21 protein-coding genes are annotated in these 25,758 nt (G+C 35.5%); 15 read left to right on the top strand and 6 right to left on the bottom strand.

Annotation, left to right across the window (positions count from 1 at the left end):
* A partial coding sequence (locus tag F6K23_RS13270; RefSeq protein WP_293155807.1) for a hypothetical protein occupies positions 1–808 on the top strand: 808 nt, incomplete at its 5' end.
* Here F6K23_RS13270 and mnmA read toward each other — a convergent pair.
* Positions 699–1,778, bottom strand: coding sequence for a tRNA 2-thiouridine(34) synthase MnmA (gene mnmA, locus F6K23_RS13265; protein WP_293155804.1), 1,080 nt, complete (start codon positions 1,776–1,778; stop codon positions 699–701). The genes F6K23_RS13270 and mnmA overlap by 110 nt on opposite strands.
* Positions 1,779–2,853: 1,075 nt before the next feature.
* Between mnmA and F6K23_RS13260 the strand changes: the two genes are divergently transcribed.
* From F6K23_RS13260 to F6K23_RS13250, 3 genes are all read left to right on the top strand, one after another.
* On the top strand, positions 2,854–3,702 hold the full coding sequence (locus F6K23_RS13260; protein WP_293155801.1) for a hypothetical protein: 849 nt from the start codon (positions 2,854–2,856) through the stop codon (positions 3,700–3,702).
* 1,493 nt (positions 3,703–5,195) lie between these two features.
* Positions 5,196–6,722, top strand: a complete 1,527-nt coding sequence (locus F6K23_RS13255) for an NAD(P)H-hydrate dehydratase (RefSeq protein ID WP_293155798.1) — start codon at positions 5,196–5,198, stop codon at positions 6,720–6,722.
* Positions 6,723–7,473: 751 nt separating this feature from the next.
* A complete protein-coding gene (locus F6K23_RS13250; RefSeq protein WP_293155795.1) occupies positions 7,474–8,406 on the top strand; it encodes a spermidine synthase in 933 nt (310 codons plus the stop codon).
* Between the two features lie 1,079 nt (positions 8,407–9,485).
* Here F6K23_RS13250 and F6K23_RS13245 read toward each other — a convergent pair.
* The gene (locus tag F6K23_RS13245) at positions 9,486–10,112 is read right to left on the bottom strand and encodes a calcium-binding protein (protein WP_293155792.1); all 627 of its coding nucleotides are present in this window, start codon (positions 10,110–10,112) and stop codon (positions 9,486–9,488) included.
* 88 nt (positions 10,113–10,200) lie between these two features.
* On the opposite strand from F6K23_RS13245, the gene F6K23_RS13240 reads away from it, so the two are divergent.
* Both F6K23_RS13240 and F6K23_RS13235 read left to right on the top strand, forming a co-directional pair.
* On the top strand, positions 10,201–10,869 hold the full coding sequence (locus F6K23_RS13240; protein WP_293155789.1) for a DUF2301 domain-containing membrane protein: 669 nt from the start codon (positions 10,201–10,203) through the stop codon (positions 10,867–10,869).
* A gap of 689 nt (positions 10,870–11,558) precedes the next feature.
* The gene (locus tag F6K23_RS13235) at positions 11,559–12,218 is read left to right on the top strand and encodes an ElyC/SanA/YdcF family protein (protein WP_293155786.1); all 660 of its coding nucleotides are present in this window, start codon (positions 11,559–11,561) and stop codon (positions 12,216–12,218) included.
* A 1,060-nt stretch (positions 12,219–13,278) separates the two neighbouring features.
* Here F6K23_RS13235 and F6K23_RS13230 read toward each other — a convergent pair.
* The 4 genes from F6K23_RS13230 to F6K23_RS13215 form a co-directional block, all read right to left on the bottom strand.
* Positions 13,279–13,572 (bottom strand): RNA-binding protein, encoded by a 294-nt coding sequence (locus tag F6K23_RS13230; protein ID WP_293155784.1) that lies wholly within the window; start codon positions 13,570–13,572, stop codon positions 13,279–13,281.
* An 898-nt stretch (positions 13,573–14,470) separates the two neighbouring features.
* Positions 14,471–15,874 carry an NAD(P)(+) transhydrogenase (Re/Si-specific) subunit beta gene (locus F6K23_RS13225; RefSeq protein WP_287240376.1) on the bottom strand — a complete coding sequence of 468 codons (1,404 nt, stop codon included), beginning with the start codon at positions 15,872–15,874 and terminating at the stop codon, positions 14,471–14,473.
* Positions 15,874–16,164, bottom strand: coding sequence for an NAD(P) transhydrogenase subunit alpha (locus F6K23_RS13220; RefSeq protein ID WP_094678584.1), 291 nt, complete (start codon positions 16,162–16,164; stop codon positions 15,874–15,876). Before F6K23_RS13220 ends, F6K23_RS13225 begins: the two co-directional genes overlap by 1 nt.
* Positions 16,165–16,308: 144 nt before the next feature.
* Positions 16,309–17,448 (bottom strand): Re/Si-specific NAD(P)(+) transhydrogenase subunit alpha, encoded by a 1,140-nt coding sequence (locus tag F6K23_RS13215; RefSeq protein WP_293155782.1) that lies wholly within the window; start codon positions 17,446–17,448, stop codon positions 16,309–16,311.
* A gap of 1,377 nt (positions 17,449–18,825) precedes the next feature.
* Here F6K23_RS13215 and F6K23_RS13210 point away from each other — a divergent pair.
* The 9 genes from F6K23_RS13210 (at position 18,826) to F6K23_RS13170 (ending at position 25,708) form a co-directional block, all read left to right on the top strand.
* The gene (locus F6K23_RS13210; protein WP_293155779.1) at positions 18,826–19,353 is read left to right on the top strand and encodes a DUF2808 domain-containing protein; all 528 of its coding nucleotides are present in this window, start codon (positions 18,826–18,828) and stop codon (positions 19,351–19,353) included.
* Between the two features lie 120 nt (positions 19,354–19,473).
* Positions 19,474–19,614: a 50S ribosomal protein L34 gene (rpmH, locus tag F6K23_RS13205; RefSeq protein ID WP_124147110.1), complete on the top strand. Its 141-nt coding sequence runs from the start codon at positions 19,474–19,476 to the stop codon at positions 19,612–19,614.
* A 288-nt stretch (positions 19,615–19,902) separates the two neighbouring features.
* The gene (gene rnpA, locus F6K23_RS13200; protein ID WP_293155776.1) at positions 19,903–20,310 is read left to right on the top strand and encodes a ribonuclease P protein component; all 408 of its coding nucleotides are present in this window, start codon (positions 19,903–19,905) and stop codon (positions 20,308–20,310) included.
* Positions 20,282–20,671 carry a PH domain-containing protein gene (locus F6K23_RS13195; protein WP_293155773.1) on the top strand — a complete coding sequence of 130 codons (390 nt, stop codon included), beginning with the start codon at positions 20,282–20,284 and terminating at the stop codon, positions 20,669–20,671. The genes rnpA and F6K23_RS13195 overlap by 29 nt, the downstream gene beginning before the upstream one ends.
* A 192-nt stretch (positions 20,672–20,863) precedes the next feature.
* Positions 20,864–22,012 (top strand): membrane protein insertase YidC, encoded by a 1,149-nt coding sequence (gene yidC / locus F6K23_RS13190; RefSeq protein ID WP_293155771.1) that lies wholly within the window; start codon positions 20,864–20,866, stop codon positions 22,010–22,012.
* The gene (locus F6K23_RS13185; RefSeq protein WP_293155768.1) at positions 22,012–22,509 is read left to right on the top strand and encodes a R3H domain-containing nucleic acid-binding protein; all 498 of its coding nucleotides are present in this window, start codon (positions 22,012–22,014) and stop codon (positions 22,507–22,509) included. Before yidC ends, F6K23_RS13185 begins: the two co-directional genes overlap by 1 nt.
* A 141-nt stretch (positions 22,510–22,650) precedes the next feature.
* Positions 22,651–23,166 carry a DUF177 domain-containing protein gene (locus F6K23_RS13180; protein ID WP_293155765.1) on the top strand — a complete coding sequence of 172 codons (516 nt, stop codon included), beginning with the start codon at positions 22,651–22,653 and terminating at the stop codon, positions 23,164–23,166.
* Between the two features lie 509 nt (positions 23,167–23,675).
* On the top strand, positions 23,676–25,175 hold the full coding sequence (locus F6K23_RS13175; protein WP_293155762.1) for an AAA family ATPase: 1,500 nt from the start codon (positions 23,676–23,678) through the stop codon (positions 25,173–25,175).
* Positions 25,176–25,279: 104 nt separating this feature from the next.
* Positions 25,280–25,708 (top strand): SH3 domain-containing protein, encoded by a 429-nt coding sequence (locus tag F6K23_RS13170; protein WP_293155759.1) that lies wholly within the window; start codon positions 25,280–25,282, stop codon positions 25,706–25,708.
* Positions 25,709–25,758 lie beyond the last annotated feature (50 nt).

Raw genomic sequence — 25,758 nt, 5'->3', positions numbered from 1 at the left:
TGATGAAAAATCTACTACTTCTGAAATTTACCCTTCTACCATCAAAAAATTTCCAGACTCACCTATACTTACTCTGAATTTATCTCCTGAAAAAATTGGCAGTTCGGTAAAATCTGAAAAACCCACTGATGAAAAATCTACTACTTCTGAAATTTACCCTCCAAGCATCAAAAAATTTCCAGACTCACCTATACTTACTCTGAATTTATCTCCTGAAAAAATTGGCAGTTCGGTAAAATCTGAAAAACCCACTGATGAAAAATCTACTACTTCTGAAATTTACCCTTCTACCATCAAAAAATTTCCAGACTCACCTATACTTACTCTGAATTTATCTCCTGAAAAAATTGGCAGTTCGGTAAAATCTGAAAAACCCACTGATGAAAAATCTACTACTTCTGAAATTTACCCTCCAAGCATCAAAAAATTTCCAGACTCACCTATACTTACTCTGAATTTATCTCCTGAAAAAATTGGCAGTTCGGTAAAATCTGAAAAACCCACTGATGAAAAATCTACTACTTCTGAAATTTACCCTTCTACCATCAAAAAATTCCTAGAGAAAATCAGACTTAATCTGACTTTAGCTCCTGAAAAAATGTCAATCGACCAAAATTTAAAAAATCCATTGATGGAAAATTTAGTAGTCAGGATTTTTAGCTTTAATAATCAACTAAAATCCAGACTACAAACTATAGTCATTCTGACTTTTCAATTATCCCTCCACCTAACAAAATATCTCCGTCATACCAAACAGCAGCTTGCCCAGGAGTTATGCCAAAAACTGCCTCTTCAAACATTAACTTAACTCGAAAACCATCCCGTGGTTTCTCCTCATTAATACCCAAAGGAATAATATTTGCTGCTACAGGTAAACTACGATATCTCACTTGCACCTCCCCTCGTATAGGTATAGTCGGTGGGACAATAGAAACCCAATTAACTAACTTTACAGTGGACTCCATTTTTGACGCACTGTGGCGATCGCCCACTATTACCCGATTCATTACTGGGTCCAAATCAATTACATATAAAGGATGAGGGGCCGAAACTCCTAAACCTTTTCTTTGGCCAATTGTATAATGATGGACACCATCGTGGAGTCCTAAAACTCGCCCCTCTTGGTCAACTATTTCACCTTGATTGGGAGTAATATATTTATCCAAAAATGCCCGCATTGAACCGCTAGCTTCCACTAGACATAAATCCTGACTTTCCGGTTTATCAGCAGTTTTCAAACCATATTCTGCTGCAATGCGTCGGGTTTCACTTTTCACCATTTTTCCTAGAGGAAATACGGAACCAGCTAATAAGTCCTGTGTTAAATCGTACAGAAAATAAGACTGGTCTTTGTTACGGTCAATGGCACGTTTTAATTGATAGCGATCGCTTTCTGAATCATAATCAATTTGTGCGTAGTGCCCCGTGGCAATTTTGTCAATACCCAATTTTTCACGGCCATAAGCCAACATCGGGCCAAATTTCACAGCTTTATTACATTGAGAACAAGGTAGTGGAGTAATTCCAGCACTGTATCCTGTTACTAAATAATCAACAATATTTGCTTGAAATAAATCGCGACTATCCACAATATGATGGGGAATACCTAACTGTTCACAAATATGAGCAGCATCGACCATTCCTTCGGAACAACATTGACCTTTTCCTTTCATTAACCAAAGAGTTAAACCTTCAACTTGATATCCTTGATGATGTAGTATTGCTGCTGTTGTGGAACTATCAACTCCACCGGAAAGACCGACTATAATTTTATTCATTGAATTTGAGTATAAAATCAAAACTATATGTATTTATTTTGATTATAGATTTTTTGAAGAAGGAAGAGGGAACAAGGAAAAGGGAAGAGGGAAAAATATTACTTTCTGTGAGTTTTAAGCTCTCGATATTTCCTAACCTTTCCTTCCACTGCTATATATGAGACTGTAGATAATTCTGAAATTTATTAATTTGTCTGTCTTAATCTTAAGTAAGAAAGAAAGAAGAAGTAACCAGGAAAAGGGAAGCAGGAAAATATTACTTTCTGTGAGTTTTAAGCTCTCGATATTTCCTAACCTTTCCTTCCACTGCTATATATGAGACTGCACAAAATTATCAAATTTATTAATTTGTCTGTCTTAATCTTAAGTCAACTCTGATTAAAATATTGTTCTATGCAATTTAGAAATGAATTTGGCATTAGACTTTTAGGGAAAAGTAAATAGGAAATGGCAAATAGCAACCAATAAAATTTTCACTATTGAAGAAGAAAGAAAGAAGAAGGAACCAGGAAAAGGGAAGCAGGAAAATATTACTTTCTCTGAGTTTTAAGCTCTTGATATTTCCTCACCTTTCCTTCCACTGCTATATATGAGACTGCACAGAATTATCAAATTTATTAATTTGTCTGTCTTAATTTCAAGTCAACTCTGATTAAAATATTGTTCTATGCAATTTAGAAATGAATTTGGCATTAGACTTTTAGGGAAAAGTAAATAGGAAATGGCAAATAGCAACCAATAAAATTTTCACTATTGAAGAAGAAAGAAGAAGGAAGAAAAAATGGATGGGGACTCAAACCCCAACCAATTGTTAATATCGTGTAGACGGTGGGGTATTAAACCCAAAATAAAAAGATAATTTAGGACTGCTATATAGTGTTTCTCAAGTTGCTGATGTACAGTTATTTTTCTTTTTTTCTACTCCCTACTCCCTACTCTCTACTCCCTAAAGCAAAATAATTTTGTACCTCACGCTTTTTGGGAATTGCTATATATAATTTCACTTTGTTTTACCCATGTAATAAACTATGTTCAAACCCCTGCTAAAAATCATCATTTATTGGATCGACTCACCATGCCAAACCAAGTATTTTTAATATTAGACTACAGAGTTTTAAAAATCTCATTCTTATCAATCATATTAGGAGGATTTTTAGCTATAAATCACCAAACTATTGCTCAGGGTAAAGTCATTGTAACTCAAACTTTAGCCACCAATCAAAGTCAAAGCAAAACCACAAATTTTAGTTCCAATAGCAATACAAAAAAACAGACACCATTAATAATAGAAATTTCCAGCTTCCCCAAAGATTTTGAAGTATTACCTCCATCAACAGTAAGACCATCAATTAGACAACAAGAACCAATATTTAATCCCATCGAAGTAAATCCATTTCCCAATTTACGATATGTTGTCTATATTGAATCAGACAGTGCTTTATTGTTAGGAATTATTCGGCGAAAAATCGAACCAAGAGCAGTATTGCGCTCTTTTGCAGGAAACACTGTAATTCAAGTAGGAAGTTTTTCTCAGCTATTTTTCGCTTTAGATTTGTTAGATTATTTAGAAGAAAGAGGAATTAATGCCCAACTAGAAAAACTTGATTCAAATGAAGCTTTTGGTGAACCTGTAAAACCTACAATTTTAGCATCTAGGGTATATCCTCCAGTTAGACGCTCAATTGCTTATGGACTAAGTAATAGTAAATCTTATTATTTATTAATTCCTAGTAAGTCAACAGATTTAGCTTTAATTACATATAAATTGCGATTATTAGGAGTTCCCGACCAAGGTATTCAGGTGACAGAAATTCCCGAAAATGTAGCTATAGGACCTTTTGAAAAAGAAGAAATAGCAGAAAAGTGGCAACGCTATTTATTAGATTCGGGGTTTGTTAATGTGGTTATTTACTTTGGTCGTTAAAAGTAAGTAATTTCAGTTATCAGTTATCAGCACCAATGAATAATGAATAATGAATAATTACCTCTCCTTGAAAGAAGAGGATTGACAAATTCATGAAAATTTTTCTTCACAGGAGTCGATTGGATATGGCGAGGAGACCTCGCCATCCCATCCTAACGGACTGCTCCGCAAACGACCGCTTATTATCCCCTTAAAAGGGGAGGCTTTAAACCACAATTTTTCGGTAATAAGGAGGCTTTAAATCTGGAATATTATCTTTTTTTATCCCCTTAAAAGGGTAGGGTATTAACCAAAAAAATTCGGGAAGATACAGCAAAAATGCGTGAATTTTGGTCTTATACCAATTATCATGTATGAATGCTACAAAAAAGAAAGCTCAAATTTTTCGCCTAAGCTATTGAAAATTTAAACTATAGCAATCAGGAATCAGTTGTGAGAATTGAAATGTTCCTTAAAAGTATAGAATATAGCAATTATTATATTCATATGATACGTTTTTTTCTTCTTCTCTGTTCCCTGTTTCCTAAAAGTTTCCAACGTCTCACAACTCAAATCATATTGCTATATATATAACTTTTTTTTCAAAGAGAACCGAAAACAGAAAACATATACAATTAAGGCTTTTAAGTAAACAAATTATTTCCTAACCGTAAGCATTCAGCAGTCAGCTATCAGCTATCAGCTTCATTACCTTAAGTTAGCAACTAAAACTCGTTATCATTGTGTTTCAATTCTCTAGTTGAAAATGTAGTAAAAGTTAAGCGAATGCTTGCTTCATTCATTAAAAAGCTGTTTGCGTAGCATTCCGCAGGAAGAGCTGACTACTAATAGCTGTTTGCGCAGCATTCCGCAGGAAATGCTTACTCCTAACCTACCTTGGTAATGCGATAAAATATAAGTGGGTCTTAGCTTAAAATTAGCTACTTATAGCAGTCGCTATTACGTAAGCATTCAGCAGTCAGCTATCAGCTATCAGCTATGAGTTATTAATTCATTATCTTGGAAGAAGGAATTAGTATTCAAGGAGAATGAAAAATTATGTTTGCGCAGCATTCCACAGGAAATGAAATAGTACTTTCAGCTAACCTTGGTCATTGCTTAATTCTTTCTTTCAAATGCTGATAGTTAAATGCTTACGCTATTACTGTATTTGACATATCAAAAGCTTAAAATTCAGACAACACCAGATTTTTCCTTGTTGCTTTTTGCTTTTTGCTTGTTCCTTCTTCTTTCTGCTATATCTCTATCATTATTTCTGTTTTTTCTTCTTCCAACTTCAGTTCTTCCTTACCTTTCCTTTTTCTAGTGAATTAAATTAGAATAATATATCAGTAAAAATGTGTCTTAGCTTAGAAGTAGCTGATAGGATTGGAGAATCTACTTATCTCTATCATTATTTTTGTTTTTTTTCTTCCAACTTCAGTTATTCCCTCTTTCTTAGCTTTACTTTTTTCTAGTGAAGAGAATTAAATTAGAATAATAGATCGGCAAAAATGAACAATACTAAAGAAAAGTTTGTAGTTACTGCTGCACAAATGCGACAAATAGAAGAACGAATATTTGTTGCCGGAATGCCAGTAGCAGCATTAATGGAAAAAGTGGCAGGATTAGTAACACGAAAAATCGTAAAATTATTAAATCCTAATATTAGTAAAATTGGTATATTAGTAGGTCCTGGTCATAATGGCGGAGATGCTTTGGTTATAGCCAGAGAATTATATTTCCAAGGTTATGAAATAATAGTTTACTGCCCGATACCAAAACTTAAAGAATTAACAAATGCTCATAGTAAATATCTGCAATCTTTAGGAGTTAATTTTGTTGATAATATTTCTCTGCTCAAAAATTGCGATTTGCTAATAGACGGTTTATTTGGCTTTGGTCTAGAACGAGAAATTACCGGAGATTTAGCTAAAGCAATCAATGAAATTAATAGTTGGAAAAAACAGATATTTAGTATCGACTTACCTTCTGGAATTCATACAGATACAGGAGAAGTTTTAGGAACGGCAATTTCTGCTAATCACACATTTTGTTTGGGTATGTGGAAACAAGCATTTTTACAAGACCAAGCCTTAGAATATATAGGTACATCCGAACTAATAGATTTTGATATTCCTCTGACAGATATTACAGAAATTTTAGGAGAATTTCCCACTATTGAAAGAATCACAAAAACATCTGCCACAGCAAATTTTCCTTTACCTTTTTCTCCAACAACCTATAAATATAAAAATGGTAATTTATTATTAATTGTAGGTTCCCATCGTTATAGTGGAGCAGCAATTTTAACAGGATTAGGTGCCAGAGCAACAGGTGTAGGAATGTTATCAATTGCCGTACCAAAATCAATTAAATCCATACTAAATAATCACTTACCAGAAGCACTAATTATTGGTTGTCCCGAAACAGAAACCGGAACAATAAAACAATTACCAGAAGATATAGATTTAAGTAAATTTGAAGTGATCGCCTGCGGACCTGGTTTAACCACAGAACCTAAATCTATAGTAGAAGCAATATTATCTGTAAATTGTCCGATAGTTCTAGATGCTGATGCTTTAAATATTTGTGATAATTTAGAAAAAAATTATTTAGTCAGTCAGCGTCAAACACCAACAATTATTACACCCCACCCAGGAGAATTTAAACGTCTATTTCCCCACCTAAAAAATCAACTCAATAATCGGATATTAGCAGCTCAAAAAGTAACTAAAAATAGTAACCTGATTTTAGTTTTCAAAGGAGCAAAAACAATTATTGCCAATAGTCAAAAAATATTGATTAATCCAGAAAGTACTCCCGCATTAGCAAGAGGAGGTAGTGGAGATGTATTAACAGGTTTAGTCGGAGGTTTATTAGCTATTACTTCAACTCAAACTCCACCACTCGAAGCTGTTAAAACAGCAGTTTGGTGGCACGCTCAAACAGCAATATTAGCAGCAAAAAAACGAACCGAATTAGGAGTAGATGCTTTTACCTTAACTCAATATTTAATCCCCACACTAGAAAAAATATAACCTTTCTTAGTGGGTGCATCTCAATTTTAGGGAACAGGGAACAGGGAACAGAGAATGGGGAATGGGGAATGGGGAATGAGGAATTAGGAATGAGGAATAGGAAAAAAGTATTGTTGCAAATATTGAGATGCGCCCTTCTTAGTTTGATAAAAAAAACAAAAATCTGGAAACATAAATACCTCCTTATCTATCCCTCAAAATTCTATCCGTACTTATTAATTAGGTAGGCTTCAACAATTAATGATTATTAATTATTAATTATTAATTATTAACAATTACCTCTCCTTTAAAAGAAGAGGATTGACTCAAAGGAAAAGTTTTTCTTGTTTCTCTTTTAAAGGAGAGGCTTTAAACCTTAATTATTCGGTAAAAATATGTATAAAACTTGGATATAATTTTAGGTTTTGAGGAGTTAGGATGATCCTTTTTCTCTTTATATATTGGCAAAAAAATCCCGTCTCAATCCTCCTCTTTTAAAGGGATAAAAAAAATGTTACGAATAATAAGTGTGATTAATATAAAATCCGGTTATATAATATATACTGATAATTCTATAATTACTTCAATATTCAATCTCCCCCCACTCCTTTGAGAAGTTAGAAGTTAGAAGTCAGAAGTTAGAAATTATATAGAATCTGGTTATATATTATATGTATATGTTGATAATTTCTTAAATTACTTCAACTTCCCCCCACTTTCCTACTCCCCTACTCCCCTACCCCCAACTATTTTATCTAGAGGAAAACTATCAATGGCAGCTGCTAAACTTAATACAAATTTATGGTTCGCTGAACAAATTACACCTTGGGATATTTATAAACATGGCATAGATCGGGTACTGGTTTATCAAAAAACTAAATATCAGGAAATGTATATTGTTGAAGGTATTTATGGCAAAGCTTTAATACTAGATAATAAGTGGCAGTCTTGCACCGAAGAAGAATTTCTCTACCATGAATGCTTAGTACATCCACCAATGATTTTTCATGGGACACCACGCAAAGTCTTAGTGCTTGGAGGTGCAGAAGGAGCAACATTACGAGAAGTATTACGCTGGAAAACTGTAGAAAAATTAGTTATGGTTGATATAGATGGGGAAGTAGTAGATGCCTGCAAAAAGTATTTGCCAGAAATGCACCAAAATTCTTTTGAAGACCCCCGCGTAGAATTAATTATTGATGATGCCCAGAATTTTTTAAACTCTTCTTCAGAAACTTGGGACGTCATTATTTCCGATCTGACAGACCCTATTGAGTATGGTCCATCTTTTCCCTTATTTACTCAGGAATACTTTCAAAAAATTCGTCAAATTTTGTCTCCTAATGGAGTTTTTATTATACAAGGAGGTTCAATTTCTCCTGCCGAAATGTATCTTCATGTCCGTGTAGTTAAAACTTTACAGACTGTGTTTAATTATGCTCATTCTGTAGAGCCTTATTCTACTAGTTATGGATGTCCATTAGGATTTGTTGTTGCTTCTCAGCAAGAAATTTCCTCTACACCAAACCCAGAAAAAGTAGACCTTTTGTTAGCAGAAAAAACTATCGGTGGTTTGAAAGTTATGGATGGTATTTCTTTATTGGGAATGTTGCAAATACCTTTGAATTTACGACAGGCGATCGCTAGAGAAACTAATATATATACTTTGAAAGCTCCACCAAAATATCTTCAGATTTCAGGTTGAAAACTAACAAGAAAATTACTACTCAATCAAGCAGTTGTAAATAATTTCATAAATTAAATTTTATCAGATAAAGCCGTTGGAAGAAAAACATACAGGAGTCAGAATGAATAGCTTTTATAGGATTTCTTAATTCGGAACTTATCTATCTTTTTAGTCAAAGAGATATCTACTGCAAGGTCTTTTAATCGCCAAAATTAATTCGTAACATTCTTGATTCTACGTTTGCTATTAGATATCTTCAAGTTAGAGTATTAAGTACATTTGTACTCCTAAATTATACCATTTTGAAAAAAGAATGTTACGAATAATAAGCGTGATTAAAATACTTTAAAGGAGGCCTCCCTTTGATAAAAAAGATTATTTACTGGCTAAAAAATGGTATTGAAGCAATTCATTCTAACTCCTGACTTCTGACTCCTGACTCCTAATTCCTGACTCCTAAGAAATATCCTAGCTATTTGTAGCAAAAAAATTATCAATTTGGTATTAGCTAGGTTTTAAAATGTTAAAACCTTAAAATTCAGACAACACCAAATTTTTCCAACTTCCTTCTTCCTTCTGCTATATTTATCCTTCATATCATAAATAAAATCTAGTTTTAATTATTGAAGTAATTTGATTAGAAAAATGTGTAAAAGTTTAGCCAAAAATTTTGCAATTATTCCAGAAAATACACCAACTGGTGAAAAGATTAACAATTGATATCAAATTATTTCGATATTTGAGTGCGTAGTTACACTTTATATATCTTTCAACAGCACTTTAGAGAGTGTTTGTCAAATAAATATAAGACCGCGTAGGGTGCCAAGGGTCTTACGTAATGCACTATCCAACAGCACGCTGTTCGTGAGGTGTCAAACCGACCATTATTCCATAAATTAGTAAGCGTACCGTCACACACCCTACTTAATCTTTTGTTTACAAACAGCTTCTTATACCAAATTGAAATGAAGCGGCATAGAATAATACTTAAAGCACAATTGACTGTAGATAGGCATAGATAAATATAGATTAATGAATGAATTTCGTAATTCTATGCAACCTCATATAAAATTGGTATTAGGGCAACTTTCAATTTATTATAGATAAGTAAAAAACCACATAGAATAATCTTCTAACAATTCAGCATTCTCAGAATCTTCCATAACAGCTTCTAATTCAGCTAGTGGCAATATAAATTTTTGACTATCTGTAGTGCGCTCCAATTCTGCTAAAATTCCAGACTCTAAATCTAATTTATCGTCTAATTTTAGCAGATTAAACACATCTGTATAGGATGGTTTTTTCTTCTTCAGCTTTTGATATTCTTTTTTACTTCCAGGACCAATCGTATAATGTTCTTCCCACTCAAATTCTTCTATTCCTGTCACTAAACAGGGAAAATCAATATTTTGCTTGAGATATTTAAAATATTTTTTTAAATTACTTTGATTAACTTTTAAATTACTTGTATTGAAAATTTCCTCTAACTTTTGCTCAAAAACTTCTAAATTAATTTGTTCTGCTTCATCTTCTACTTCCATACCTTGAAAAGCACCGATATGCTGTAAAAAATCCTCAATAGGTACACTAATAGTTATATTTTCTCCATTATTCAGCTTACCAGTTTTTCCTGATATAATAGTCTCATCAATTTCAATTGGTTTGAGTTTTCTGGTATCAGGTTGAGACTTATTTTTATTTTGACTTTGATTAGATTTTGGCATGAAGTTCTCCCCTTATCCAGGTTTATGATTTAAAGAATATCTATAAGTTAAAAAAATCAGTCGATCTATATTTCTTTAGGAGTAAATTATGACACAAATACTACAATCTCCAGAACCGATAGTTTATCAAGGACATTTTGGAGAATTTACCATCACAGAAAGCGATCGCCTTAGTGTCATTATTTACCGTAGTGGCCTGATGATAGCTGCCCTTAGTTTTGCATTAGGCAGTACCTTAGTGCTATGGCAAGGTGACAACCCAACCGTGATTAAAGCACTGACACCTATCTATGGCTGTTTTTGTCTAGCTTTAGGTCTAAGTTTAGCCACTATTCATATCTATATGGCCATTTTACACCGACTACTCCAGCTATTTTGGATGATAGGGACTATTACTACAGTAATCTTAGCAATTAACAGTAGTCAGCCCCTGCTGTTAGTAGTTTACACTAATCCAATTACCATTTTGGGTGTTGGTTTTACCTTTGCGGCCTTGACTGGTATTTATTTCAAAGAAGCTTTTTGTTTTAACCGCCTAGAAACAAAATTCCTCACACCTTTAGTACCTTTCTTGCTCCTATCTCATCTAGCTGGCTTTTTATTACTTGAAGTCAAAGAGTTTTTATTGGGAATTTGGGCGTTTCTTTTTATAGTTTTTGCTATCCGAAAGGTATTTCAAGCAATACCTCCAGATATTGGAGATAAGAGTGTTTTTGAGTATTTACACAAAAAACAGGAAGAAGTAGCTCATAGCTAGAAAGAGCTATTAACAGTAAATATTACTGGAGTTAAATCAAGAAGATTGAGTCTTTTTGAATAGATAAGTAGTTATACCAAATCTAAAAAATGGGTTCAACAATTAATAATGAATAATGAATAATGAATAATTACCTCTTCTTTTCAAGGAGAGGTAATAATTAATAATTAATACTTAATTATTAATTTTTGAAAACCCTAGTTTATAACAAGTAAAGGGCAAGTTTATTTTCTGGAGATGTCTAGTAGTCAGGAAAAAAATACAGAATAATAACATTTACAGCATATTCGGTCCTATATGAAGTAATTATATTAACAATTAAATGCTCCCAGTACAGGCATCTTGCCCGCTATTGGTGTGCCTCAACCCTGATGGAATTTGCGGTATCATATCATGTCTGCACTTGATCGTGTGTATAAACCCAAGGGTGAATATCTACAGAAAATTTAAGTTTTTTTCAGGCTTTTATTCCTTCTTCCTTCTTCCTTGATTTTGCAAACTTATAAAGCACTCAAGTATAGCAAGATTTTTAGTAATTGATATTATCTAAAATTTAGTTTAAATAAATTACTTATGAAGGTCAAGAGTAAAGAACAGAAAAAAATTATAAATCTGTTTTATTAAACGGATTTAGTGTGATATTAAATCTGTTAATTCCTTTATTCTTTACTTCTTAGTTGATTACTTAAATGTATCCAAAAAACATTTTATTACAATGGCAGCAAAAATTAATTTTAACAATCCAGGTATGGATATTAATTATCGGATTAATCATCTTTCTAATTGCGATTTGCTGCTTTAATATTTATTCATTCTTAGCACTAACCTCCCCCATAGAAGCAGATATACTAATAGTTGAGGGTTGGATGTCTGACTATGCAGTAAAATTAGCGATCGCTGAATTTCAGCAAGGTGCTTATCAAAAATTAATTACCACAGGTTCGCCCATAGGTAAGGGATATTATCTATCAGAATACAATAACTTTGCCGAACTAACAGCCGCAACTTTAATTGCCTTGGGTGTCGATCCAGACCGAGTTGTTGCAATACCTACTCCTCAAGTTGTTAAGTATCGCACTGCTGCCTCTGCTATTGCGGTTAAAGAATGGCTCGCAACTTCTCATCTCAAAGTAGACTCTATCAATATCTATACTTTAGGACCTCACGCTCGCCGTAGCTGGATGATTTATCGAAATATTTTCAGTCCAGATATGCAGGTAGGTGTGATTGCTCTTGAACCTAAAGGTTATAATCCTGACAGATGGTGGCAGTCTAGTGCAGGTATGCGGACTGTTGTTGGAGAGGCGATCGCTTATTTTTATACCCGTTTTGTCAATTGGAAATCTTGAAGAAGGACTTAGGAGTTAGTAGAAAGGAAAAATAACTAATGAGTGGGCACTTAAAACCCATCACCCATTAAATACTAACAAACATTAAGATTTGGTAGGGGGTCTTCAATGCACTTCCAAAACTTGAAGAAGGAAGAAGGAAGAAAAAATGGATGGGGATTTAAACCTCAACCAATTGTCAACACCGTGTAGACTGTGGGGTATTAAACCCAAAATAAAAATATAAAAATTTTACAGAATTCAATTCAAAATTCTGCACTTTGTTAATCCCATGTTTCCGTTCTACTAAACTTACCCAAACTTGCCCAAAAGCATATGAGTAGCTCTGGAGCTAGTTTCCTGTGTCCATGAGAACCACTGACCGCAGTCTGTAACCTTATTCTCTCCACAGGCTTAAAATCGGCGGGAACTCCACCTAGTCATTCAAGTATATAACAGAAGCTTTGCCATTCACCACTAAGAAATTTGAAAAAAAGTAAGTTTGAGGATATTTAGGTAGAATTTCAGCTTCTGTTTTTACCCCCTACCTGAATTCTTTCTGGTGTTGCTGAATCAAGGTATGAAAAGAAAAACAGAATAATCTTAAATATTTGTCATTCAACAGTTTAGCAACCGTCAAAAAATACAAATCATACCCACGCATCAGCAACGCCTTCTTTCTTGATAATTATAGGAGCTAAACACTAAGTGCAACATTTAACCTTATCAAATCTATTCATCACTGAACATCTCTAATAATAGTATGGCATTACCGTAACGGTAAAGGCTGTTGCCCGCAAAGCTAATCCTTAAAGGACTAGCGCGTCCGAGACCTTTCTTCTACGAGTGATAACAGAAGAATTGTTTTCAGAAGGGTAGTGCTGGTATCCGAGCTAACTTCGCCTGGCAGCTAAAATCTACCGAACTGTTTCCAAAAGGCATTGTTTCCTACATTGTACCAGATTTAGGACTATTTTTGAGATTTTGGGCACTCAAAAATCAAGGAAATGGATAGGTTTAACAAGGTTTTTGGTTAATAGTTGCGTCTCCTATAATTAGGTTTTAATGAAAATTAATTAAATTAGTAGCGACGAGAGTTGTTTCTGCGACCACCACCAAAGGAAGGTCTTTCCTCCCGTGGCTTGGCTTTATTAACTTTTATTTCGCGATCCATCCATTCAGCACCATCAAGTGCCGCAATGGCCGCTTCTTCTTCTGCCTCAGTATCCATTTCCACGAATCCAAAACCACGAATGCGTCCTGTTTCACGGTCAGTTGGTAAATGAACCCGTTTAACAGAACCATATTCCTGAAAAACTTCAGATAGGTCATCCGTCGTGACCTCGTAGGATAAGTTGCCTACATAAATTGACATAGATATTCTCCAAAATTAAGATTTTTGTAGAGATTTAGATTTCGGAGAGAAGCTTGTCAATAACGACAGGAAAGTAGCCCTCAATATAAACAAACATTATAACCGAATTTATTCTCGCCTTCTATAATAGCACAATAGATATTTATATTCAGAGACTTTTTTGAAAATATTGAAAATCTTTAAGACGAGAAAATGACCAACTAAGTTCGTTTCACTAAAGTCAGAAGTCAAAAGTCAGAAGTCAAAAGTGATATTTTAGACACTTATATAAAATCCGGTTATACAGTTATCGCACTTTCTACTTCCATTCAATGCAGACATAAAATGCCGGAATATCCCCAGATAATTCCAACTCTCATCCTTTCTTCTTACCGAAAAATTGTGGTTATGCGCCTCCCCTTTTAAGGGGATAATAAGCGGTCGTTTGTGCAGCATTCCGTAGGATGGAATGGCGAGGTCTCGGAGCCATATCCAATCGACTCCTGTGAAAAAAAATTTTCATGAATTTGTCAATCCTCTTCAATTCATGGAGAGGTAATTATTCATTATTCATTATTCATTATTAATTTTTGAATGACTCCTGAATTCTGAGTTCTGACTCCTCCCATCATACAATCACTAATTATCCGGAACTATATTAAAACCTCTACTCTACAGTAATTTTAGCTTATTATTTGACTTCATCAGTTACCAACTATTTGTGACATTTTTTAAGTGAATTGGTATAAGTTCGTGTAGTCTTCTGTAAGGAATAACAAGAGCAAACAAAATAATGAAAAATAATTTGCTCTGGAAAACTTAAAACGAGCATTGCTCAATGAACAATGCTCAGTATAAATGAGTTAGAGGTAAGCGCCTTGAGACAAATATTAGACGCTTACCAAAGCTAAATCTAATTTTAAAGTTGCTTAACCTCAGAAACCAACTTAGCAACCATATCCTTAGCACTGCCAAATAGCATCATAGTTTTATCCTTGTAGAACAAGTCATTGTCTACACCAGCAAAACCAGTGCTAAGACCGCGCTTAATCACAATAGTATGCTTTGCCTTATCAACATCGAGAATAGGCATTCCATAAATTGGACTATTCTGATCCGCACGCGCCGCTGGGTTGACAACATCATTCGCTCCAATTACCAAAGCTACATCTGCCTGGTCAAACTGAGGATTAATGTCATCCATATCATACAATTGAGGATAAGGCACATTAGCTTCTGCCAACAATACGTTCATGTGTCCAGGCATCCGTCCTGCAACTGGGTGAATAGCATACTTAACCTCAACACCCAATCCTTCCAACTGGTCTGTCAACTCACGGACAGAATGTTGTGCTTGAGCAACAGCCATACCATAACCAGGTACAATTACCACAGAACGCGCATAACCCAACATCATTGCACCCTCTTCAGGGTCAATACTGCGAACAGACTTATCAGTTGTGCCACCAGCAGCAGCAGGACCGCCACCTTCACCAGTACCAAATGCAGCAAACAGTACATTAGTCAAGGAACGGTTCATACCCTTACACATAATTACTGTGAGGATAATTCCAGAAGCACCAACCAATGCACCAGCAATGATCAACATATTGTTCATCACCACAAAACCAGCAGCACTAGCAGCTAGTCCAGAGAATGAGTTCAACAAAGAAATCACAACTGGCATATCGCCACCACCGATGGGGATGACAAACATTATACCCAATATTAGGGATACGCCTACCAATGCTAAAAATATGGGTAAGTTGAATGGTGTGACGCATAGATAAACGCTACCAACAATAAACCCACCAAATAGGAGAGCATTAACAGGTTGTTGCAATGGGAAAGTGATCGGAGAACCACTCATAATTCCCTGTAGTTTAGCAAAAGCAATTACAGAACCTGTAAAAGTTACGCCACCAATTAATACGCCCAATAAAGCTGTAATAGTAGTAGGCAATGGAGGAGACTGAGCAACAGCCAAATACCGCCAAAACTCACCTACTGCCACCATAGCAGAAGCAGCACCACCCAAACCGTTGAATAAACCAACCATTTGAGGCATATCAGTCATTTCTACTTTGTAAGCACCGATCGCTCCAATAATTGAACCGACAACAATTGCTACCAAAATCATCTCATAGTTGATTACTTCTTTTTCTAGCAGGGTTGCTACAATAGCAATCAACATTCCCACTGATGCCAACAAATTACCATTACGAGCTGTTGCTGGAGAACCCAACTTTTTCAGCCCCACGAAAAATAGAGATACTGCTACTAGGTAGCTTAATTGGATTCCGGTAGGTATAAAATCGCTCATTATGCAGCCTCCTTCTTCTTGAACATTTGCAACATCCGGTCTGTAACCAAAAATCCACCAACTACGTTAATGGTGGCAAATACTACGGCAATTAAACCTAAAATTACAGTGACATTCCAATCTTTGTCACCAGCGATAATTAGTGCGCCCAAAACTGCAATTCCTGAAATAGCATTAGCTCCAGACATCAGGGGTGTATGCAGAGTTGGAGGCACTTTATTAATTACTTCAAATCCGGCAAATGATGCCAAGACGAATACAAATAAAGCTGCAATTAATGTTTCACTCATAGTCCTTTTACAGTTGATTTTTGACTTTATTTATAGGACATCAGCAAGACTTTAAATTCCTTAAAAAAATACTCCTGCTGAACGCTAAATGATTTCTCAACAAGAAAAAACTCTTGCTGAATGCTGACTGCTGAGTGCTGACTGCTAACTAACAGCAACACCTAAAGCATTTTTGACTCTTTGATTGCGAATTTCACCACCATGAGCAACACAAGCACCAGCAATGATGTCATCCTCAAAGTCAAGATTTAGCTCTCCATCTTTAATCATCAACTTGAGCAAAGCAGAGATATTTTTGGCATACAACTCACTAGCATGAACTGGCATAGTTGCTGGTAAGTTGACCGGACCGATAATAGTCACACCATTCCACTGTACATCTTTGCCTGCTTCAGTACATTCACAGTTTCCACCCTGTGATGCTGCCATATCAACTATCACTGCTCCTGGTTTCATTTGGTCTACCATTTCCTTAGTTACCAGCAATGGTGCTTTTTTACCAGGAACTTGAGCAGTAGTAATTACAATATCTGAAGCAGCAACGTGCTGTGTGAGAACTTCACGAGTGTGTTGTTTAGCTTGCTCAGAAAGCTCTTTGGCATAACCACCCTCAGCAACAGTATCTTCCTGGAGAGTCACGTCTACAAACTTTGCTCCCAAACTTTGCACTTGCTCTTTAACTTCTGGACGAATATCAAATGCTTCTACTACAGCACCTAGACGACGAGCAGTCGCGATCGCCTGTAAACCTGCAACCCCCGCACCCATTACTAACACTTTGGCAGGTTTAATTGTACCTGCAGCAGTAGTTAACATTGGGAAAAACTTGGGTAAAGCAGCAGAGGCAAGCAAAACTGCTTTATATCCACCAATATTAGCTTGGGAAGATAAAGCATCCATAACTTGCGCTCTACTGGTACGAGGAATCAACTCCATACTGAATGCAGTTATTTTCCGTTCCGCTAAACGTTGCACGATAGCAGGGTTACCTAAAGGATCGAGGAAACTAATTAAAACAGTACCCTCTGGTAATTTATCAATTTCTGATTCCTGTAGTACCCCAATTTTTAGAAGTACCTCAGTTTCACGCCACAGGGCGTCACTATCAGAAATTATTTTTGCTCCAGCTTGTTCGTAAGCTCCATCAAAGAAGAAAGACTTTTCTCCCGCACCTGCTTCTACCTGGATTTCTAATCCTTGTTTGACTAATCGTGCTATAACATCGGGAACTAAAGCCACACGGGATTCATTGACCAGAGTTTCCTTAGCTACTGCTATTCTCATAAATTCTCCTTGTCTAGTGACATATTCCAACACTAACCATTCGGTATAATGTGGGCTTCTCGCTTCGCAGTCCTGCTATTGCATCGGACAAGCGCGTGCTTTAAGGACGGGATGCCCCGCCGCCCTTTTTGCAGAGCAAAAAACTAAGCGCCTAGCTCCGCAATCAGATTTTACGCTTACTGCCGATTCATCTCACACCAAATTTAAAATTTCGCGCGCAGGCTTCTCGACGGTTTAGCTAAAGTTTGATTTTCTTACCTAGGAACCGTACCTAAAATAATTGGCCTGAGTTAGCTAGCAATTTTATTGTTCTTTTTAGCTGTTATCTAATTATTATTAGATTAGGCTGATATTTAGTTGCTTGTTGCTATCTTTAAACTTGTCTTATGAATTCAAGGTGGCCATCAAGAAGTTATGTAATTTTTAATACTAAATATTGGTTATTATTGAAGCTGTAACAAATTCAAAAAAATTGCTAAAGAGGATATTAAAATTGTGGAGATCGCTCTCAAAGTAAATATTTTTTTGTCAGCTTGAATAGAGATACTATTCCTTACTGCTTCATAAAACTGATACAAAGCGTCACATAACGTGACAAATTAATGTGTACGGACGTTGCATGCAACGTCTCTTCCTGCTTCTTGTGAGGCCGTCGGCGGTTACTCATCCACAGGCATTGACGGTTAAGCCAACCGCATCTCTATACTTACATTTAAGTCTTTGTCAATCAACATCAGAAAAAAGTCCTCAAACCCTTGCTGCGCCGTTTTAGCGTAGGGAGCGGGATTTCTTCTGAGGTCTATGTCTATATAGATAAACTGCCAGAAATGTTTAAGCAGCGATTAGTGCAGAAGATACAAAGCGTCACCCTCGTTACTACTTGCGTGTGAGAACTAGCGTATTATGTCGCGCTCCGTATCGCAAATTGTTAACTAAGTCGAAACTCCCTACTCCTTCCTTTGGTGGAAATTTCTAATAGACATCTGGTCATTTCAGTTATCAGTTATCAGTTATCAGTTATCAGTGAACCTCCGACTGAAGTCGGAGGCTTGAAATACTGAACTAAATATTTTTTTCATCCCCTTAAAAGGGGAGGCACATACCCTCATTTTTTGGTAAAAATCAAAAATAAAATCAATTATTATCTATAAATTCTCAATTGTTCCTCCCTTTTCCCTGTTCCCTCTTTTAGACATCTAGTAAAAATCAAAAATAAAATCAATTTTAGCACATAAATCATCAATTATTTCCCCCTACTCCCTACTCCCTACTCCCTACTCCCTACTCCCTCAGATGTTGATTGTAAAAATCCTGTGCTGTACTTATAAAATATTGATAAAGTTTTAGTGAAGAGATTTTGAAGTTAGAGGAAATTTTATGAAACGTATACTTTCTACTTTGCTAGTTAGTAGTTGCTTATTAACAGGTGTGCCAATTGCTAGCTTGGCTCAAGGGATGCCAGGATTTACATTATTTGGTGGCCCAGAACAAAAAAATCAGTTAAACTTCCGTTTAGATTCTGGTAAGTCCGGGACTTGGGATCGTTATCGACTACGGATACCAGCAAACAAATTAAATTTAGCAGTTGCCCAATTATCTATTTTTTATCCTAATTACTACAAAGGTTCATTTGATACTGAGAAAATAGAAATTCGTGTTGGGGGAGGAAGTTCAGAAAAACCAGAATCAATACCTATCGATGAAATAGTATGGGACAAAGAAAATAATTTTGTCGAAATTTACCCTGCTGAACCTATTCCTGCGGGTAATAAAATTGAAGTAGTTTTCAGCAATGTCAGAAATCCAAGATTTGGTGGAATGTATCACTTTAATGCCAATATTAGGACTCCTGGTGATGTGCCTTTACTGCGTTATATTGGCACATGGCTTTTGACCATAGAATAGGATATTTGATTGAAAAATAGACGATAGATTTGCCATGTTTTACTTGATATGATATATGTGTTAATATAAGAGATTGTGACTTTAAATTGTGATTAGATTAGTGGCTAAGGAGTAGAAAAAATGACTCAAAGGACTTTACATGGTACAAGTAGAAAAAGAAGAAGAGTATCTGGCTTTAGAACAAGAATGCGTACTAGAAATGGCCGAGCAGTAATTAAAGCACGTCGGCAAAAAGGGCGGGAGCGTCTAGCAGTCTATTAGAAATAGAAAAATAAAATTAGAAATACAGCAGATTGAAGATAAATGAGATACACATAAGAATGGTCAAGTGTTTGTAGGGCGGGCATCTTGCCCGCTACTGGTGTACCTCAATAATATGAAATACTCTATAATTCTGATGATTATCATTTCCCCTATGGGTTTAATACCCCACTGTCACCCGCGGTGTTCAAAATTGTTTGGGGTTGGAATCCATACAATTTTCTCTCCTGACTCCTGACTCCTGACTCCTGACTCCTTCTTCAAAGACAAATTTTAAATAATCTCACTATGTTGCCTATCGAAAACAGGCTGCGTCATTATAAAGATTTTGGTGCTGTATATCAAAAAGGAATTCGCAAGAATAGTTCTTATCTGACATTAAAGGCTCTGCGTTATCAGCAAGAGCCTAATTTACCTCAAGGTGCAGATAATTTAGAATCTCTGTGGCCTACTCGCATAGGCATTACTATTAGCAAAAAAGTGAGCAAAGGAGCAGTAGTCCGAAATCGAATTAAACGCCAAATTAGAGCAGCTTTACGTCAAATGTTGCCATTTATCTCCAAAGGATGGGATATAGTGATTGTAGTTAAACCAACAGCTCAACAGTGCAATTATTCTCAATTTCTGCAACAATTAGAAGAGTTATTGACACAAGTGGAGGTGTTGGATGGGTATTCGAGAGGAAGCCTTTTATGAAGGTGGTCCCCACATAGGAGATTTAATTCTTAACTTATTAATTGGTTTAACAATTATTGGCCTACCTCTAACTGTTGCTGCTATTGTTAGGGCTTTATGGCTACGCTATAGGATTACTAATCGTCGAGTTTCCGTAATAGGAGGCTGGATGGGACAAGATAGAACAGATATTGTTTACTCAGAAATTGTCAAAATAGCAAAAGTACCCAGGGGATTAGGAGCTTGGGGGGACTTGGTAGTTACTCTCAGAAATGGTACTCGTTTAGAACTCAGGGCAATACCAAGATTTAGAGAAATTGAATCTTACATAACTGAAAAGATGACTGCAAAAGCTCAAAAAACTAATAGTTCTACTAATTGATAGTTATTTAACTATTATTTTTCAAAGCTATATGTCTTTCAATTAGCTACTACTATAATATCGACCTAGTAAATGTTCTTATAAATGACTAAATTTATATGTATTAAACTAGATACCTTTATTATATAGTAATTAAAAATTAAAAATAGTCGAAATTAGAAATATCACCAGCCCCAAGGTTGACATAAAATAATGGATTTTGGTATAGGGTTTCTTTCCAACAATATAATGCTGCCGATCCTAGATTTTTTCTACGGGATCGTACCAAGTTATGGTCTAGCGATCGTAGCTTTAACTCTTGTAATTCGCGCAAGTCTCTACCCGTTAAATGCGGGGTCAATTAGGAATATGCGTAAAATGAAAGTTACGCAACCTTTGATGAAAAAGCGACAAGAGGAGATTCAAAAACGCTATAAAGACGATCCACAAAAACAGCAGGAAGAAATGGGTAAACTGATGAAAGAGTTTAATCCATTGGCAGGATGTTTGCCACTGCTATTTCAAATGCCTATACTGTTTGCCTTATTTGCAACTCTGCGTGGATCGCCCTTTACTAATATTAACTACACTGTAGATGTACAAATATTTCCTCAAGAACAACTAGAGCGAATTCAGCCACAAGCTTATACAACTTCACCTCAAAATATATATGTTAATGATGGTGTCCACTTTCCGATTTTGGCCTTGATGCCTAGTGGTAATAAGTTAGTTGTTGGAGATCAAACTCAGGTCGAATTTCAAACAGTAGAGGGCAAATCTCTAGAAACTCTGAAAAAGGAATATAATCAAACTGAAGTTAAACCTACATGGACTATAACTAAAGGCTCAGAAAGAGTTCAAATTGATGGAGACGGTAACTTAGTAGCTTTACAACCAGGGGACGCTACAATTCAAGGTACTATCCCAGGAATTGCAGCAAATAAAGGATTTCTATTTATTAAAGCTCTAGGTCGTGTCGGTGCATTTGATGACGATGGGACTATTCACTGGGATATATTAATTATGGTGATTGGTTTTGGAGTTAGTATTTATGCTAGTCAGACAATATCAGGTAAAGGACCTGGTGCTAACAATGCTAATCCTAATCAAGACTCCATCAACAAAATCACTCCCATTTTATTTTCAGGAATATTTTTGTTTACTCCTTTACCAGCAGGTGTGCTACTTTATATGCTCATCGCTAATATATTTCAAACGGTTCAGGCTTTTATTTTATCTAAAGAACCATTACCTGAAAACCTACAGAAATTAGTAGAAGAGTCACAACCAAAAACAACAAAAACAGGAAAGGGAAGAGAAGCACTACCCTTTGAACCAGGACGTTCTAAGAAGAAAGCTTAATGCTAGTAATGAACGATAGTTATATAGATCAAGAACCAGACCAAGGAAAGCGATGGCTAGAGACACTGCTAAACTTAGCAGAAATTCCAGCAAAAGTCATAGCTCAAGAGCAAGAAGACGGCTATTGGTTAATAATAGATGAGACTAATCTGACACAAGAACAAATTTCTACTCTACTAGGATTTGATGGCAAAGTAATTGATGCAATTCAGTATCTTGTTAATACAATTCTGAATATAGGTAACGATTCAGAACAACATTTGTCCTACACTGTGGAAATAGCAGGTTATCGAGTTCGCCGTCAAGAAGAACTGTTATTAATAGCAGAGTATGCAGCAAAAAAAGTACGTTTGACTGGTGAAGAGCATGAGTTAACATCTCTATCTTCTGCCGAACGTCGTCAAATACATACTATGCTTCAAGACTGTGAAGATTTAGAAACTTACAGTCATGGACAGGAACCAGACCGCCGTTTAGTAGTGAAAATTAGAAGCTAACTACCAATAGAAAATATATAGAAAATATTTGGAGAAAATAATGAGTTGTAGAGATTAAAATCATTAGTTATATAAAGCAAATTCAGAATTCTATATTCAGAATTCTGAATAGCTGATATGGAATAAGTGAGGTAAAGGAAGATGGAAGTAATACATATTCCCAGTCTACTAAAAAAAACTGAGCAGACTGAGACTATTAAGTTTGAAGAATTTATATCAGACTTGGAAACACTGACTCCAGTTAGAGGCTATTTACAAGTAACTCATCATGGCAATTATCTGGAAGTCAAAGGAGAATTAGAAACAATTATTACTCTCACTTGCGATAGATGTTTAAAACAGTACAACTATAAATTGCCGATCGCTCCAAAAGAATTAATTTGGCTTCAAGAAATTAAAGAGCAAAAGGATTTATTTGACATAGAAGTAGAGAATTCTGTAGAAGATTTGGTGGAAACTTTACCTCCAGATGGATATTTTAATCCTAAAGAATGGGTATATGAACAATTGTGTTTGGCAGTTCCTCCTAGAAAGGTATGCGATAAAGATTGTCAGGGAATTAAATTATCTGAGAAAAATGGCTCTTCATTAATGATCGACCGGCGATGGGCTGGTTTAGAATCTATAAAGAAACAACTAAATAGAAATAATAATTAAGATTTTAATCATAAAGTTCGCTGTTAAATATTGTTAAATATTAAGTAGAAAAAAATGTTTTTTACTGGCAATAAACTGAAAATTATAAAAGTGGCAACTGTTAACGAAGTCAGAAGTCAGAAGTCAGAAGCGGTGCGACCCCGCGATGACGCCAGCTCGCTTGCGGAACGCGCACTCCTGTGAGTCAGAAGTTATTTTTGTAACGGGGATTTGAGAAAAGCTCCAAAAATATTGCGCCTTAAAAGGCGGGGTTTTAGACCCATGTTATTTTGATCAAAAAATATAGCCAGAACTTACGCACAGACACTAAATAGAGTGAGAGCGAATACAATTCGCCCCTACATCTGGCGTTTTCAATGTTGATTTGCGTAAGTCCTGATAGCGTTTCTCAGGCTAGTGAGGTACGCTCTTATCTTTACTTCACTATTATCTTTTGCCTGTTACCTGTTGCCTGTTGCCTGTTGCCTAAAGCATAGAGTTTTGTACCTTAACAGTATGGGAATTGCTATATGAGTTTTAAAGAAGAATTTGAACTACTACTCCGCTCGCGCTACTCAATAATTTATATTCAGACTAGAGAAGAAGAACGAATAGAAATTGCCATTACTGAATCAGCAAAAAAACAAGGTAATAGAGCAGTTTATATATGGGATTTTGTTGAAGGATATCAAAATAATCCTAATGATACAGGTTGGGGAAAAAGAAATCCTCTCCAAGGTTTAGAGCTTGTAGAAAAGTTACCAGAATCTGCTCCAGCGGTCTTTATTTTGCGTGATTTTCAAAGATTTTTGGAAGATATTTCTATTTCGAGAAAACTACGAAATTTGGCAAAGAAATTAAAATCTCAACCTAAAAATATAGTTATTCTTGCTCCTCAAATATCTGTTCCAGAAGATTTAACTGAAGTTATCACGATCGTAGAATTTCCACTGCCAAATAGTCAAGAAATTTCCCAAGAGGTAGAACGTTTATTAGTGGCAATGGGTCAATCTTTAGATAAACGTTTATTAGATGAAGTTGTTCGAGCAGCTCAAGGATTATCTATTGAAAGAATTAGAAGAGTTTTGGCTAAGGCAATTGCTACTCACGGAGAACTACAGCTTAATGATGTTGATTTAATATTAGAAGAAAAACGTCAAAATATCCGCCAAACTCAAATATTAGATTTCTATCCTGCTCGTGAAAATATTTCTGATATTGGGGGTTTAGATAACCTCAAAGATTGGTTATTGCGACGTGGAGGAGCATTTTCTGAAAGGGCGAGACAATATGGTTTACCTCATCCGAGAGGTTTACTTTTGGTAGGAATACAAGGTACTGGTAAATCTCTTACTGCTAAAGCGATCGCTCATCATTGGCATTTGCCTCTATTACGTTTGGATGTGGGACGTTTGTTTGGAGGGTTGGTGGGAGAGTCGGAGTCTCGTACCCGACAGATGATTTCTATTGCGGAAGCTTTAGCACCTTGTGTTCTCTGGATCGATGAAATTGATAAGGGTTTTGCAGGGTTGAAAAGTCAAGGAGATGCTGGTACTACCAGTCGTGTTTTTGGTACATTTATTACTTGGTTAGCTGAGAAAACTTCTCCTGTATTTGTGGTAGCTACTGCTAATAATATTCAATCTTTACCTCCTGAGATATTAAGAAAGGGCAGGTTTGATGAAATATTTTTTGTCGGTTTGCCTAATCAAGAAGAAAGAAGGGCTATTTTTGAGGTACATTTATCTCGGTTAAGACCTCACAATATCAAAAATTATGATATAAATCGTCTAGCTTATGAAACTCCTGATTTTTCTGGTGCAGAAATAGAACAATCTTTAATTGAAGCTATGCACATTGGATTTAGTCAAAATCGTGAATTTACTACTGAGGATATTTTAGAGTCTGCTAGTCAAATTATCCCTCTAGCTAGAACTGCAGAGGAACAAATTAAGTTTTTACAAGATTGGGCAGCAGCAGGTAGAGCGCGTCTTGCTTCTAGATATGGTAGCTTAAAAAGTAATTTTTAGTATTATAAATAATAATTCTATAGGATTATAAGTTTAGCAACTTTAATCTTGGTTATATATATCCAATTTTTTTGATTTCAATCTTGGAAAAAAGTCTGAAAATTATGAATTTTTATAGCTTATTCAAATTTTTAATAGGGTTTATTTTAGCAATACTATTGCTAGCTGGTGCTAGTGCAGCATCAGTTCTCTACTTTGCAGCAAAACTAACGAAAATGCCTGAAAAACCAATATTTACTAATGAAAAACCCGTCGCCCAAAAAGTGAGTACGTCTTCTTCAGAAACTACAAATAAAAATTTATCTAATGAATTAGACCCAGGAGCTTATAGAGCTATTGTAGTTGAGCCTATTGGTTTAATTTTGCGGGATACTCCTAGTAGAAATGCTAATCGTATTGGTGGTGTTTCTTATCAAGAGAAAGTTATAGTTTTGGAAGAAAGTTCAGATAAAAGATGGCAAAAAGTTCGAGTGGATGATGGTAGTAATCGTACAGGATGGGTATCAGGTGGTAATACTGAAAAATTGGAGTAGATTCTCTATTCTTTAATATCATTGAAGACTTACCTAATAAATATAAATTT

The organism is Okeania sp. SIO2C9, from assembly GCF_010672455.1.
GTDB lineage: Bacteria > Cyanobacteriota > Cyanobacteriia > Cyanobacteriales > Microcoleaceae > Okeania.
Note: the sequence above shows the minus strand (reverse complement) of the source record. Positions and strands in the feature narration are given on the sequence as shown.